The sequence below is a fragment of the Cupriavidus sp. USMAA2-4 genome (assembly GCF_001854305.1).
GTDB classification, from domain to species: Bacteria; Pseudomonadota; Gammaproteobacteria; order Burkholderiales; family Burkholderiaceae; genus Cupriavidus; species Cupriavidus malaysiensis.
This window is the reverse complement of record NZ_CP017749.1, coordinates 590,759-603,931: the sequence shown is the minus strand read 5'-3', so window position 1 is coordinate 603,931 and position 13,173 is coordinate 590,759. Positions and strand designations below refer to the sequence as shown.

13 protein-coding genes are annotated in these 13,173 nt (G+C 68.1%); 7 read left to right on the top strand and 6 right to left on the bottom strand.

Going from position 1 to position 13,173, the window contains the following annotated elements; genetic code table 11:
• Positions 1-2 precede the first annotated feature (2 nt).
• From BKK79_RS22760 to BKK79_RS22730, 7 genes are all read left to right on the top strand, one after another.
• Positions 3-983, top strand: coding sequence for an ATP-grasp domain-containing protein (locus BKK79_RS22760; RefSeq protein ID WP_071018439.1), 981 nt, complete (start codon positions 3-5; stop codon positions 981-983).
• Positions 964-1,653: a metallophosphoesterase family protein gene (locus tag BKK79_RS22755; RefSeq protein ID WP_071018441.1), complete on the top strand. Its 690-nt coding sequence runs from the start codon at positions 964-966 to the stop codon at positions 1,651-1,653. Before BKK79_RS22760 ends, BKK79_RS22755 begins: the two co-directional genes overlap by 20 nt.
• 126 nt (positions 1,654-1,779) lie before the next feature.
• Positions 1,780-2,595 (top strand): cephalosporin hydroxylase family protein, encoded by an 816-nt coding sequence (locus BKK79_RS22750; protein WP_071038865.1) that lies wholly within the window; start codon positions 1,780-1,782, stop codon positions 2,593-2,595.
• A gap of 14 nt (positions 2,596-2,609) precedes the next feature.
• Positions 2,610-3,482: a phytanoyl-CoA dioxygenase family protein gene (locus BKK79_RS22745; RefSeq protein ID WP_198173391.1), complete on the top strand. Its 873-nt coding sequence runs from the start codon at positions 2,610-2,612 to the stop codon at positions 3,480-3,482.
• Positions 3,479-4,633, top strand: coding sequence for a class I SAM-dependent methyltransferase (locus BKK79_RS22740; RefSeq protein ID WP_071038863.1), 1,155 nt, complete (start codon positions 3,479-3,481; stop codon positions 4,631-4,633). Before BKK79_RS22745 ends, BKK79_RS22740 begins: the two co-directional genes overlap by 4 nt.
• A 111-nt stretch (positions 4,634-4,744) precedes the next feature.
• Positions 4,745-5,851 (top strand): class I SAM-dependent methyltransferase, encoded by a 1,107-nt coding sequence (locus BKK79_RS22735; protein ID WP_197524049.1) that lies wholly within the window; start codon positions 4,745-4,747, stop codon positions 5,849-5,851.
• Positions 5,852-5,904: 53 nt separating this feature from the next.
• Positions 5,905-7,032, top strand: a complete 1,128-nt coding sequence (locus tag BKK79_RS22730; protein ID WP_071040305.1) for a DegT/DnrJ/EryC1/StrS family aminotransferase — start codon at positions 5,905-5,907, stop codon at positions 7,030-7,032.
• Between the two features lie 151 nt (positions 7,033-7,183).
• On the opposite strand, the gene BKK79_RS22725 is transcribed toward BKK79_RS22730, so the two are convergent.
• The 6 genes from BKK79_RS22725 to BKK79_RS22700 form a co-directional block, all read right to left on the bottom strand.
• Entirely contained in the window at positions 7,184-7,480 is a 297-nt protein-coding gene (locus tag BKK79_RS22725; RefSeq protein ID WP_071018450.1) for an EscU/YscU/HrcU family type III secretion system export apparatus switch protein, read from the bottom strand.
• On the bottom strand, positions 7,477-8,796 hold the full coding sequence (gene fliK, locus BKK79_RS22720; RefSeq protein WP_071038862.1) for a flagellar hook-length control protein FliK: 1,320 nt from the start codon (positions 8,794-8,796) through the stop codon (positions 7,477-7,479). Before fliK ends, BKK79_RS22725 begins: the two co-directional genes overlap by 4 nt.
• Positions 8,797-8,932: 136 nt before the next feature.
• Positions 8,933-9,262, bottom strand: coding sequence for a flagellar protein FliT (locus BKK79_RS22715; protein WP_071018455.1), 330 nt, complete (start codon positions 9,260-9,262; stop codon positions 8,933-8,935).
• Position 9,263: 1 nt separating this feature from the next.
• Positions 9,264-9,674: a flagellar export chaperone FliS gene (gene fliS, locus BKK79_RS22710; protein WP_071018456.1), complete on the bottom strand. Its 411-nt coding sequence runs from the start codon at positions 9,672-9,674 to the stop codon at positions 9,264-9,266.
• A gap of 24 nt (positions 9,675-9,698) precedes the next feature.
• Positions 9,699-11,216, bottom strand: coding sequence for a flagellar filament capping protein FliD (fliD, locus tag BKK79_RS22705; protein ID WP_071018458.1), 1,518 nt, complete (start codon positions 11,214-11,216; stop codon positions 9,699-9,701).
• Between the two features lie 124 nt (positions 11,217-11,340).
• Entirely contained in the window at positions 11,341-13,077 is a 1,737-nt protein-coding gene (locus BKK79_RS22700; RefSeq protein WP_071018460.1) for a flagellin N-terminal helical domain-containing protein, read from the bottom strand.
• Between the last annotated feature and the right edge of the window lie 96 nt (positions 13,078-13,173).

Genomic DNA, 13,173 nt, shown 5'->3' with positions numbered 1-13,173 from the left:
TCGTGCTGACCGTCGTCGTCACCGGTGTCGGAGCCATCATCGGGCAAGGCGTGGTGCGCAGCCTGCGCGCCAGCGGCCTGCCGCTGCGCGTGGTCGGGGTGGATCGCAATCCGGACAGCGTGGGCCGCTCGCTGTGCGATGCCTTCCACGCCAAGCCGCGCTGCGACGAGTCGGATCCAGCCTACCGGCGCTTCTGGCGCGAGCTGGTCAGTGCCGAGCAGGTGGGCCTGGTGCTTCCGGCACTCGAACTCGATGTGCTCTATCTCGACAGCCAGCGCGAGCTGTTCGCCGGGCTGGGCGTGCCGTTGGCGCTGAATCGTAGTGAACTGATCGCCTTGTCGGCTGACAAGTGGCATTGCGGCCAGGCGGTCGCGTCGCTCGGACTGCCGGCCATCCCGACACGGCAGGACGGTGACTGGGAGATGCTGCTGTCGGCTCTCGGTCCCGCCCCCCTGCTGATGAAGCCGCGTGACGGCAACGGTTCGCGCGGCGTGGTGCGCTTGCACGACGCTGCGGACCATGCCTACTGGCGCGGCCGCCATGGCGGCAACAACCTGGTCCAGCGCATCGTCGGCAGCGACGACGAGGAGTACACCGTCGGCGTGTTCGGCTTTGGCGACGGTGAGGCGCTGCCCCCCATCGTGATGCGCCGGCGCCTGGCCCAGGCGGGCAACACCGCTTTCGCCGAGACCGCGCACGAGCCGGCGGTGGTGGCCGCTACAGGGACCCTGGTGCGCCATCTGCGTCCGCTCGGTCCGACCAATTTCCAGTTCCGCGTGGAGGCCGGGCAGGCTTACCTGCTCGAGATCAATCCGCGCTTTTCCAGCAGTGCCTCGCTGCGCACGGCCTTCGGTTACAACGAGGCCGCCATGGCGGTGGACTTCTACGCGCACGCGCGCCGTCCTGCCACGCCGGTGCTGCGAGCGGGGCGCGCCTGGCGCTACGCGGAGGACTTCGTCGAATATGCTGGCGATTCTTTCTGATATCCACGGCAACCTGCCGGCATTGCGCGCGGTGGTCGACGCCGCGCGCGGGCTCGGCTGCCACCGCTTTCTCTCGCTGGGCGATGTCGCGGGCTACTACGCGCAGCCCGGCGAATGCATCGACCTGCTGCGCGAACTGGGCGCGCTCAACGTCATGGGGAACCATGACTATTACCTGGTCTCGGCGGTCGACTGCCCGCGCTCGCGCCTGGTCAGCGAGATCATCGCCTACCAGCGAGGCGTGGTCAGCGCCGAGCAACGCGCCTGGCTGGAGCAGTCGGTGCCGATGCATGCCGAAGGCGACAACCGCTTCGTGCATGGCGGTTGGAACGACCCGATGGATGAGTACCTCTACCGGATCGATGCGCAGACCGTGCCGGCGCAGGCCAGGAGGCTGTTTTCCGGCCATACCCATGTGCAGACGCTGGCGGTCATCGGCGAGCGGACCTATTGCAACCCCGGCTCGGTCGGCCAGCCGCGCGATGGCGATCCGCGTGCGGCGTTCGCGGTGCTGGACGGAGAAGAGATCCGCCTGCAGCGGGTCGCCTATGACATCGCGCAGACAGCGGAGGCGATGGCGCGCGCGGGGTTCCCGCCGCACTATGCGTCCTGCCTGTACCAGGGGGCTCAGATCGGCGGGCGCATCGACAAGGTTGCCATCGAATATTGACGGGAATCGACGCACTGACGCACACGGCGGGGCACCGGTTACCGGCGCGTGGGGAAGGGCAGCAAGAGGCTAAACGACAGCGGCGCGCCGTGACAGGAAGCGCGCCGGAACGCAAGCGGGAACGACATGAATCCGATTGAGCAATTCCAACAGGAAGTACAAGACAACATCCACCGGCTCGGCGCCGACTCTTCGCTGCGTGGCGCCTCGCTGGACTGGATGCAGAAGGTGGCCGCGGCAGGCAGGTATTGCTACAACTTCAGCTGGCTGGGACGTCCGATCATCCAGTATCCGCAGGACATCGTGGCGGTGCAGGAACTGATCTGGCAAGTGCGTCCCGACCTGGTGATCGAGACCGGCATCGCCCATGGTGGTTCGCTCATCCTGAGCGCCTCCATGCTGGCCATGCTCGACTACTGCGAGGCGGTCGAAGCGGGCACCGCCTTCGATCCGCGCGCCTCGCATCGCCGAGTGCTCGGGCTGGATATCGACATCCGCGCCCACAACCGCGCCGAGATCGAGCGTCATCCGCTGTCACACAAGATCGACATGTTGCAAGGTTCGAGCATCGACCCCGCCGTCGTCACGGAAGTCCGCCGCCGCGCCGCCGGCTACCAGCGCGTGCTGGTCATGCTGGACTCGAACCACACCCACGATCACGTGCTGGCGGAACTGCAGGCCTACGCGCCATTGACCAGCCGCGGCAGCTACTGCGTTGTGTTCGATACGTTGGTCGAGGACCAGGCACCGCATCTCTCGGCGGATCGTCCATGGGGCAAGGGGAATAGCCCGAAGACCGCGGTATGGGCCTATCTGGAAGCGCTGAAGCGCGAGCCGGCGCAGGGCGTTGACGGTGAGGACCTGCACTTCGAGATCGATCTCGCGCTCGAGACGAAGCTGCAGATCACCGTGGCGCCGGACGGCTACCTGAAGCGCGTGTGAGGGGGGAGGGCGACATGGAGGCGGTGTCGGAGGCGGTGTCGGCGGGGCTGGATGGCGCCATGCGGCAGGCGTTCGCGCGAGACGGTGTGCTGGTGCTGCGCGGCTTCTATGACGTGGAACGCGAGATCCTGCCGATCCAGCGGGCGATCCACGAGATCATCGGCCTGGTGGCGCAGCGGCATGGCGTCGCGCTGGCTCGCGGCGACTTTCGGCCCGAGTGCTTCGATGCGGGCTATGAGCGGCTGGTCGCGCACGACCGGCGGCTGGGCGGCGAAGTCTACGACCTGGTCAAGCAGATTCCCGCCTTCCTGCGCCTGGTCGCGGCAGAGAAGTCGGAAGCACTGCTCAAGCAGCTGCGTAACACCGACCTGGCCGGCATCGGTGGCGCCAGCTACGGCATCCGCATCGATCGGCCGCATGAAGAGCAGTTCCGCAGCCATTGGCACCAGGAGTTCATTTTCCAGCCGCAGAGCGTCGACGGCATTGTGCTGTGGAGCCCGCTGCGCGCGCTGACGCCGGAACTCGGGCCCGTGGTGGTGTGCCGCGGTTCGCATCGCGACGGCATCCGCCGTTGCAGCAAGAGCGGCGCCGGCGCGGCCAAGGCCGGCGCCTACCGCATCGGGATCGTCGACGACGAGCAGGTGGCTGCGGGCTACGAGCAGGTCGCGCCGCTGACGCGCCCAGGCGACCTGATCGTGCTGGATTTCCTGGTGATCCACCAATCGGGATTCAACGTCTCGAGCGAGGCGCGCTGGTCGATGCAGTCGCGCTTCTTCAACTTCCGCGATGACTACGGCATGCGGCTGGGCTGGAAGCCGTCGATCAGCGCGGGCGCTGAAGTGGAAGCGCTGTTCCAGGAATACTTCGTCAAGGAAGGGGACTCGTGAATTGCTGCAATGTCTGCGCGGGCGCGCTGGGCGAGCCGGTCTACCGGTCTGCCGGCGATCGCTCGTTCACCACGATGAACACCCCGGTCGGCGGCCGCACCGAGGTCCATTTCTGCGCCCGCTGCGGCCACCTGCAGACCAGTGAGCTGCCGGACCTGGCCCACTACTATGCCAAGGTCTACGAAATCAACCTGGCCAGCGCGGAGGCTGACCAGTTGTACCAGATCGTCGACGGCCAGCCGGTCTATCGCGCCGATCATCAGGCCCGAGTGCTGCGCGCCAAGGTCGAGTTTCCGCCAGGCTGCCGGGTGCTGGACTACGGTTGCGCGCAAGCCGCGACGCTGCGCAAGGTGGTGGCCACCAGCCCGGAGATCCGGCCATTCCTGTTCGATGTGACCGACAAGTACGTCGGGTACTGGGAGCGCTTCCCGGTGCCCACGCAATGGGCGACCCACCAGGTCGATCCGGCCTGGGCGGCAGGCATGGACGTGGTGCTGTCTTTTTTCGCATTCGAACACATCGCCGGGCTGGAGCGGGCGCTGGCCGACATCAAGGCGCTGCTCAAGCCGGGCGGCACCTTCTACCTGGTGGTGCCGAACGTACTGGGCAATGCCGCGGACTTCATCGTGGCCGACCACGTGAATCATTTCACGCCGGCCTCGATGCGCTACCTGCTGGCTGCCAACGGCTTCGATGCCGTCGAGGTCGACGACGAAGCGCACGATGCCGCGCTGGTGGCGACGGCGCGGCTGGCCGCAGCACCGGTGCCGCGGCCGCCGCTGCCGGACGCGGTGGAACTGGGGGCGCTGGCAGCCTCGGCGCGACAGATGTCGGCGTACTGGAACGAGGCGTCGGCGCGGATCCGTGCCTTCGAGGCGGACGGCGACGGGCCCTGCGCCATCTACGGGGCGGGTTTCTATGGCAACTTCATCGCGGCCAGCCTGGCATCGCCCGAGCGCGTGGACTGCTTCGTCGACCGCAACACGCATCTGCACGGGCAGGCCTGCTGGGGCCGTCCCGTGGTGGCTCCGGACGGGCTGCCCGAGAATGTGCGGCGCGTGCTGGTGGGCGTCAACCCACGCGCCGCGCGCGGCGCGATCGAGGCCGTCGAGGCCTGGCGTGGCCGCGGCATCAGCTTCTTCTATCTCTGAGGCGACCGCAGCGCTCCGGCGGGCGGACCGCCGATCGATCAACGCAGCGCCGCGCAGCGGCGCGGGGGAATGACAGTGGCATGTGATTGCAATGTATGCGGGACCCCGCTGGTGGCACCGATCTACCGTTCGGCCAGCGATAGCTCGTTCACCACGATGAACTCGCGTGTGGCGGGACGCACCGAGGTGTACTTCTGCCGCCACTGCGGTCATCTGCAGACCGGCGAGCTGCTCGACCTGGCGGACTACTACGCCAATTCCTATGAGATTCTTACCACCACCGAGTACACCATCGTCGACGGCAGGCCGGTAGCGCTGGCCGAGCACCAGGCCAGGGTCCTGCTGTCCAAGGTCGAACTGCGGCCCGGTTGCCGCGTGCTCGACTATGGTTGCGCCAAGGCTGACACGTTGCGCGTCGCGGCGACACTGGCACCCGGCATCGTACCCTTCCTGTTCGACGTGACGGACAAGTACATCCCGCTGTGGGAGCGTTTCCCGGTCCCGGCCCGATGGGCGACGCACCGCGTTGATCCTGCCTGGGCGGGCTCCATGAACGTGGTGCTGTCGTTCTTCGCGCTGGAACATATCCCGCGGCTCGCCCAGGTGCTGGCAGAGATCCGTGCGCTGCTGGCGCCGGACGGTACCTTCCACTTCACCGTTCCCAACGTGAGGCGCAATATCGGCGACTTCATCGTCGCAGACCATCTCAACCACTTCACGCCGGAGTCGTTGCGCCATTTGCTGGCCGCGAATGGTTTCACCGACGTACAGGTGGATGAACAGTCCCACGACGTCGTGTTCGTCGTGACGGCGCGGCGGGCCAGGCAGGCGCAGGGCGCCGTGGTGCCGCCGGACGCGGCCGCCATAGCCGGGCTGGAGGCAGCGGCGCTGGAGATGGCACGCTACTGGCGCGAGGCCGCCACGCGCGTGCAGGTCTTCGAGCAGCGCGCGGAGGGCGCCAGCGCGATCTATGGCGCCGGCTTCTACGGAAACTTCGTCGCCGCGAGCCTGGCTTCGATCGATCACGTCACCTGCTTCGTCGACCGCAACGTGCATCTGTACGGACGGCCTTGCTGGGGCAGACCGGTGGTGCCGCCGGAAGCGCTGCCCGCCGGGGTGCGGCGAGTCCTGGTTGGCGTCAATCCGCGCAATGCGCGCGCCGCCATCGAGTCGGTCGAGAGCTGGCGCAGCCGCGGGCTGGACTTCCTCTATCTCTGAAGGTGTCCACGGCGCGCCTGGCGCCCGTGGCCCATGTCCCGAACCTCCTGTCCATGATGAAACGCATCCACGTCTCCGGCCCCTCCATCACCGAGCGAGAGATCGCCTATGTGACCGACGCGGTCTCCCATGCCTGGCTGTCGAACGCCAATGTCTACAACGAGCGCTTCGAGCGTGCCTTCGCCGACTACCACGGCGTGCGGCATGCGGTGTCGCTGCCGTCGTGCACGTCGGCGCTCCACCTGTCGCTGCTGGCCCTGGGCATCGGCCCGGGCGACGAGGTGATCGTCCCGGACTGCACCTGGATCGCCAGTGCCGCGCCGATCAGCTACGTCGGCGCGACCCCGGTGTTCGCGGATATCGAGCGCGACACCTGGTGCCTGTCGGCCGAGGCGGTGGAGGCTTGCGTGACGCCTCGCACGCGGGCGCTGATCGCGGTCGACCTGTACGGCGGCATGCCGGACTACGAGGCGCTGCACGCGGTGGCCAGGCGCCATGGCATTGCCGTCATCGAAGACGCCGCGGAGGCCGCCGGCTCGCAGTACCGGGGCCGCGCGGCCGGCACGCTCGGCGCGGTCGGCACCTTCAGCTTCCATGGCTCGAAGACACTGACCACGGGCGAAGGCGGCATGCTGATCACCGATGACGATGCCATCTACCGCCGCGTGCTGGTGCTGCGCGACCACGGCCGCCAGCCCGGCGACACCTTGTTCGACAATCGCGAGGTCGGCTACAAGTACAAGATGAGCAGCCTGCAGGCGGCGCTCGGGCTGGCGCAGATCGAGCGCATCGAGGAACTGGTGGCGCGCAAGCGCGAGATCTTCGCCTGGTACCGCGAGGCACTGGACGGCTGCTCAGACATCACGCTCAACAGCGAGCCGCCGCAGGTGCGCAACAGCTACTGGATGGTCACGGCGGTGCTGCCCGAGCGCCTGGGCGGCAAGGTCGCCGCGATCCAGCACCTGGCCGAGCGCGGCATCGACACACGCCCTTTTTTCAGCCCGCTGAGCAGCCTGCAGGCCTATGCCGGCAGCGCCTCGGCCTTGCAGGCGCGTGAACGCAACCGCGTCTGCTACGAGATCGGGCCGCATGCGATCAACCTGCCTTCAGGCCTGCAGCTCGAGCGTGCCGACGTGGAGCGCGTGGCGCGGGAGCTGAAGGGGCTGCTGGCCTCGGCCTGAAGCGAGGCATCGGCTCTCCGCAAGCGGGTGGCCGGCTCGATGGCGAAGGCGCCGGGCGGAGGTCCGGGGCAGGAGGTGTCGCGCCGGATGCGCCCGGCGCGCCCGATGCACCGATCGGGCCGGTGGCGCAGCGCCCGCGGCACCGTCGGCGTCAGCCCGCCTCGGGCGACGATTGCTCCAGCCGGTAAAGCCAGGCCAGCAGCTCGGCCACGGCAACGTACAGTTCGGGCGGAATCTGCGCATCCAGGTCAACCTGCATCAGCAGGTTGAGCAGCGTCGGCGAGTCGTGCACATAGACGCCCGCCTCCTTGGCGCGCGCGATGATCGCATCGGCGACCACACCATAGCCCTTGGCGACCACGCGCGGGGCGGCTTCGCGGCCATGCTCGGGGTCGTAGCGCAGCGCGACGGCGGCCGCGCGTGCATCCTGTCCATCGGATCCGTTCATGGCGCGGCCTCCTGCGTGCTCGCCCGCAGGGCCTCGACGTCCAGCCGCATCAGTACCAGTCCATTGGCCGAGAGATTGCCCGCCAGCGCGGAGCGCTCGGCATTCAGGCGGGTGGCGACCGCGCGGTCGGGGGTCAGCAGCAGCGCCTGCAGGCCGGTACCGTGCAGGCTGAGGCGCGCCTCGACTTCGCCGAGATTGGGCAATGTCAGGCGCAGCCGCGTCGACCAGGCGCGGTCCGTCGCGCCGCCGCCGGTGTCGTCCCACGTCTGCGGCTGGATTTCCCAGTCGAGGGGAACGCCGGGCCAGGCTTCGCCGGTCCAGCGGAACTGCTGGCTGGCCAGCAGGTCGAGCTGCTGCCTGACGAGGTTCTCGCTGGCCGGATGGATGATCGGAGCCGCGCCGCGCGCCGCCTCCTGGGCGTCGGGCACGCCGGCGCGGGCCGGTTGCGCGGCGCTGTCGCTGCCCGTTGCCTGCAGTTCGCGCGCCGGGCGCGCGGTGCCGCGGGCGACCGCCGCGTAGGCTTCGGCGGCGAGGTTGCCGGGCCTCGGCGCTGCCGCGCCGGGCTGGGCCGCGTGGCCATCCGGCTGGGCGGGGCGGGGTGGGCTGTGGCTCGCTGCATCGGTGTCGCCGTCGGGCTGGGCGGCCAGCAGTGTCTCGCCGGCCGGCAGCGCCGGGCGGGCGGCCGCATCCGCTGGCGCAGGCGTTGGCGTGGGGGCCGGCAGCAGCAGCACCGGGGGGGCGGGGCGGGCGTCGGGTGTGGCCGCGGGCGCCGCCTGCGCTGCCTGCGCCGTCGTGCCGGCGGCGGCGCCATCCTGCGCGTCCGGCCGCGGTGCGGCCGGCAGACGGCCTTGCGGTTCCTGGCGCAGCGCATCGAGGGAGCGCGCGCCGTTGAACCACTGCGCCAGATGGCTCTCGTAGAACATGCCGCTCTGGTTGACCAGCATCGTCAGCGCGCTGCGCAGCGTGGCCGCGGCTGCGGCCCCGGCCGGCGCGGCCGGCAGCAGGGGCTGGCCGCCGCGTACCGCCGTGCCGTCGGTGCGCTCGACCAGGTCGAGGATCGTGCGCGCGGTCCAGCTCAAGGTCTCGCGCGTGGAGCCGCCCGCAGCGAGCGGGCCGCCGGGCGTGCCGGCGGCGGTGGCCTGGCCGAGCCCGCGCGCTTCCACGGTGCCGCCGCTGGTGCTCTGCATCCCGCTTTCCGGCACATCGGAGAGGGGTAGCAGCGTGGCCAGGCGCGACGCGGTCAGGGCGGAGCGGACTTGCGAGGCCGAAGCGCCGGTCAGCAGCGAAGGGTCGGGCAAGGACGGGATGCTGGTCATGGCTGGCGTTCGTCAGGCCGCGTTGTGCCCTGGACCGTTCCGCATTGCCGGGTGGCGGGCGCCGGGGGCGGCCGGGCGCGGTGCGGGGACGGGGGACGGGTTCGAGGGGGGGCTCGGGCCGAGGGCGGTGGGAAACTCAGGCGGGCTGGTAGGCCTGGTGCAGGTCGCGCTGGCGGCGGCTGTTGCGCAGCAGGTCGCTCAGGCGGTTCCATTCGGGCATCAGCAGGTCGCGGATGGCCGCGTCGCAGGCCAGGATGCGCTCGAGATGGCCGCGGCGCCGGTCGCGTTCGTCCACGCTGGCGGGCGCGTCGTGGTCCAGGGTCTTCAGGTGTTCCACGCGCGCCAGGTAGGACTCCTGCAGCGCGTAGACATCGTCCATCCTGCCAGCTTCCGCGGCGCCGAGCATGCGCTTGGCGAGTGCCTCCAGTTCCACGTAGCAGGCAAGGATCGGGCTGCTTGCCGGCATGTCAGGACTCCATGGCGACCGGCTGCGGCGTCGCGGCGATCTGCGCCCAGGCCGAGGCCAGGTTCTCCAGCAGGCGGTCCACTTCTTCGAGGATGGTCGCGTCGTTGTTCAGGTTGGCCTGGAAGAGGCGGCGCGACATGTACTCGTAGAGTTGTTCCAGGCTGGCCGAGATGTCGCCGCCCGCCTCATGATCGAGCGAGGCGCGCAGGCCGTTGTCGATGATCCGCATGGCATGGCCGATGGCCTTGCCCTTGTCGGCGATGTTGCCGTCGGCCATGTGGAACTTGGCGCGGGCGATGGCACCGCGGGCGCCATCGTACAGCATCGTGATCAACTGCTGGGGGCTGGCCGACATGGCCCCGGTCTGCACGCCGATCTTGGCGTAGGTATTGGCGGCATTGCGTGCATACATGATTCTTGGCTCCGGCTCCGGCGATCAACCCGAGGTGCTGCTGCTCTTGGTCATCGCGTTGAACTGCTGCGTGAGATAGCTGCTGGTATTTTGCATTTGCGACATCAGCACGTCCAGGTGGCTGAACTCCGTCTGGTAGTTCTGGATCTGCGCGTTGATGGTGCCCTGCAAGGCCGTGTACTGGGAGCTGAGGCTCGTCAGCGTCTGGTTGATGCCGTTGGTCGCAGCGGTGAGGGCGCCGTTGGTGCCGGTCATGCTGGTGACCAGCGAATTGATCTGGTTGCCGTAGCCGCTGACACCGTTGGTGTTGGCGAACAGCGCGGCCACGCCGTTCGGGTTGCTGGACAGCGCGCTGTCCAGCGTGGTGGAGTCGAAAGACAGCGTGCCGTCCTTCTGGAAGGTGACGCCGGCCTGGGCCAGCGTCTTGATCGCGTTTGCGCCGCTGCCGCTGCCGCTCTGCGCGGCGTTGAGCACCGAGCGCAGTTGCTGCTGCAGCACCTGCAGCGTGGAGTCGCCGGTCAGCGGCTGGGCCGTCTTGGTGCTGGCGTCATAGGCCGACAGGCTGGTGATGGTGCTCTGCAGGTTGTTGTAGGCGGTGACGAAGGACTGCACGCCGGTTTCGATCGTCTTGGTGTCCTGCTTCACCGCCACGGTCGACGCGCCGGTCTGCGACAGCGACAAGGTCACGCCCTGGATGGCATCGGTGACGCTGTTGCTGGCGCTCTGGATCGCGATGTTGTTGACCGTCATCTTCGCGTTCTGCCCGGCCACCACCTGCTGCATGTTCTGCGCGCTGCCCCCGGTGGGGTCATAGCCGAGCAGGGACGACAGCGAGGCGCCGCTGCCGGACTCGTTGCTCGTCGTGATCTGCATGCTGCTGTTGGCGCCGGTCGCGTTCGAAGTCAGCACCAGGCGGTAGGGCGTGCCCGAGCCGTCGTTGATGATGCTGGCGGTGACGCCGGCGTTGGCCTTGTTGATGGCACCGGCGATGCCCTGCAGCGTGTTGTTGCTGCTGTCGATCGTGATGTCGACGCCGCTCGATCCCGATTTGGCGGCGAAGGTCGTGCCATTGCCGTAGACGCCGTTGCTGAGCGTGTTGTTCGGATCGGAGATGGTGCCCAGGTTGATGTGGATGGTGCCGGTCATGGTGCTGGCCGTCTGGCTGGCCTGGCCGGTACTGACCAGCGACTGGGCTTGCGCGAGCTGCGTCACGTTGACCGCATAGCTGCCTGCCACCGCGCTCGTGCTGGAGGTCGCGCCCACCGTGCCGGCATTGCTGGAGGTGGCAGTGGTGGAATTGAAGAAGCTCGGCTTGGAGAGCTGCTGCGCCGTGGTCTGGAAGGCGGTCAGCATGCTCTGCAGCTGGCCATAGGCGGACAGCTTGGTCTGGTAGGCCGTCTCCTGGTTCTTGATCTGCGTCAGCGGCGTCTGCGCGGCCGTGGTCAGCTGGGTCAGCAGGGTGCTCAGGTCCAGGCCGGAGCCGACCCCGAGTGACGTGATCAGGGGGCTGGAGCTGCTGGAGGTCGAGGAGGTGGTCGTCATGGGGTGTTCCTGGCTTGGCCGAACCCATCAGGAAAGGAAGGACTTTCGCAGGGCCGGAGCCCTGCGGAAATGCTCCCGCGCGGGGCCGGACTGGCGTCCGGCCCCGCGCTGGCGGGGCTTCAGCTTACTGCAGCAGCTTCAGCACGCTTTGCGACGACTGGTTCGCCTGGGCCAGCACCGAGGTACCGGCTTGTTGCAGGATGTTGGAACGGGTCATCGCCGACACTTCCGTCGCGTAGTTGGCATCCTGGATGTTCGAACGGGCCGAGCTCATGTTGGTGATGCTGGTACCCAGGTTCGTCAGGGCCGAGGACAGGCGGTTCTGCACCGCGCCCAGGCTCGAAGCCAGCTTGTCGACTGCGGCCAGGGCCTTGTCGATGGCGGTCAGCGGGTCGGCCGTCGAAGCGCCGGTGGACGACTGAGCGGCGGTGGTGAAGGCGTTGGTCGAAGCATCCACGTAGGCGGTCTGGCCGACCTTGGCGTTGATGTTCGGATCGTTTGCCGCAACCGTGCTGGCGTTGTTGGCAGCGACGCTCACCTTGCCCGTGGTCGAGTCGACCAGGTAGTTGGTGGTGTAGCTGGCGGTGTTGGTCAGGCCGCCGTTAGCGTCGATGTACTGGGAGGTCGCGCCGTTGGCACCGTCGGTCTTGCCGCTGGCGCCGTCGATCTTGACCGTGGTGCTCAGGCCGCTGGTCTTGCCCAGGGTGACCGTGGTGGCATTGCCCGAGCCGCCGGCCAGGATGGCCGCTTGCACGTCGCTGCTCGTCGCGGTGGCGGTGTTGTTCAGGCCGTTGGCGCCATCCGAGCTGTAGGTGGTGCCGTTGATCGAGATGGTTGCCTTGCCGGCAGCGGCGCCCGACGCGGCGGTGAAGGTCGATGCCAGCGTGGCCTGGGCGTACGAACCGGTCGTGTTGTTGGTGGTCAGGTTGCCCGAGCCGTCGTCGTACAGCGTGGTGGTGCCGTCGGCGGCGGTCAGCTTGCCCGAGCTGTCGACCTTGAACTGCACGGTCGCGCCGGTCTGGTTGGTGTACGTGCCGGTGGCCTGGCCGAAGGCCGGCTTCTGCGAGTTGGCCAGCGCGGCAACGTTACCCGAGGTGGTGTTGACCGTGTAGCTGAAGTTGCCGGCGCTTGCGTTGTAGGTGTAGGTGTTGCCGCCTGCCACTGCAACGGTGTCGCCATCCTTCAGGTTCGACAGCACTTGTGCCGAGGTCGCGAACACGTTCTTGGTGGTGACCTGGTACAGGTTCTTGTTGTTGGCGTCCTGCACGGCGGTGCCGGCGGCGACGGCGTTCTGCAGGTCGGTCTGGCTGGCGGCGGCGTTCTGCTGGCCGGCCACGCTGAAGCCGGTCAGGTTCAGGGTCTTGGTGCTGGTTTCCTGCAGGCCGATCGAGATGGTCTGGCCGTCGTTGGCACCGACCTGGATGCTGACTGCGCTGGCCTTGGACGACAGCACGGCGATGCCGTTGAACTGGGTCTGTTGCGAGGTGCGGTCGATTTCTTGCAGGCGCTGGGTGATTTCGTCCTGGATCGATTGCAGGTCCGAAGCCGAGTTCGTGCCGTTCTGCGCTTGCACCGTCAGTTGGCGGATACGTTGCAGGTTGTCGGTGATCGAGCTCAGGGCGCCACCGGTGGTCTGGGCCAGCGAGATGCCGTCGTTGGCGTTCTGCTGCGCTTGCGTCATGCCGTTGATGTTCGACGTCATGCGGTCGGCGATGGCCATGCCGGCGGCGTCATCGCTGGCGCTGTTGATGCGCAGGCCCGACGACAGGCGCTGGATCGCAGTGCTCAGGTTCGACTGCGACGCATTCAGGTTGTTCTGAGTCATCAGAGACAACACGTTGGTATTGATGACCATTGACATGGTGGGCTCCTATTTCCAGTGATATATGCACATTCCGGCGGGTGCCGTAACGTTGGCCACCTGCGTTGCAGGATCAGTGGTGCCTCCGTTGCAAGG

Excerpts from the sequence above, each read along its gene's own strand:
- fliS (WP_071018456.1), bottom strand. The coding sequence starts at position 9,674 with ATGTATGCACGCAATGCCGCCAATACCTACGCCAAGATCGGCGTGCAG.
- BKK79_RS22725 (WP_071018450.1), bottom strand. The coding sequence starts at position 7,480 with ATGAACGGATCCGATGGACAGGATGCACGCGCGGCCGCCGTCGCGCTG.
- BKK79_RS22700 (WP_071018460.1), bottom strand. The coding sequence starts at position 13,077 with ATGTCAATGGTCATCAATACCAACGTGTTGTCTCTGATGACTCAGAAC.
- BKK79_RS22730 (WP_071040305.1), top strand. The coding sequence starts at position 5,905 with ATGATGAAACGCATCCACGTCTCCGGCCCCTCCATCACCGAGCGAGAG.
- fliD (WP_071018458.1), bottom strand. The coding sequence starts at position 11,216 with ATGACGACCACCTCCTCGACCTCCAGCAGCTCCAGCCCCCTGATCACG.
- BKK79_RS22755 (WP_071018441.1), top strand. The coding sequence starts at position 964 with ATGCTGGCGATTCTTTCTGATATCCACGGCAACCTGCCGGCATTGCGC.
- fliK (WP_071038862.1), bottom strand. The coding sequence starts at position 8,796 with ATGACCAGCATCCCGTCCTTGCCCGACCCTTCGCTGCTGACCGGCGCT.
- BKK79_RS22715 (WP_071018455.1), bottom strand. The coding sequence starts at position 9,262 with ATGCCGGCAAGCAGCCCGATCCTTGCCTGCTACGTGGAACTGGAGGCA.
- BKK79_RS22750 (WP_071038865.1), top strand. The coding sequence starts at position 1,780 with ATGAATCCGATTGAGCAATTCCAACAGGAAGTACAAGACAACATCCAC.
- BKK79_RS22745 (WP_198173391.1), top strand. The coding sequence starts at position 2,610 with ATGGAGGCGGTGTCGGAGGCGGTGTCGGCGGGGCTGGATGGCGCCATG.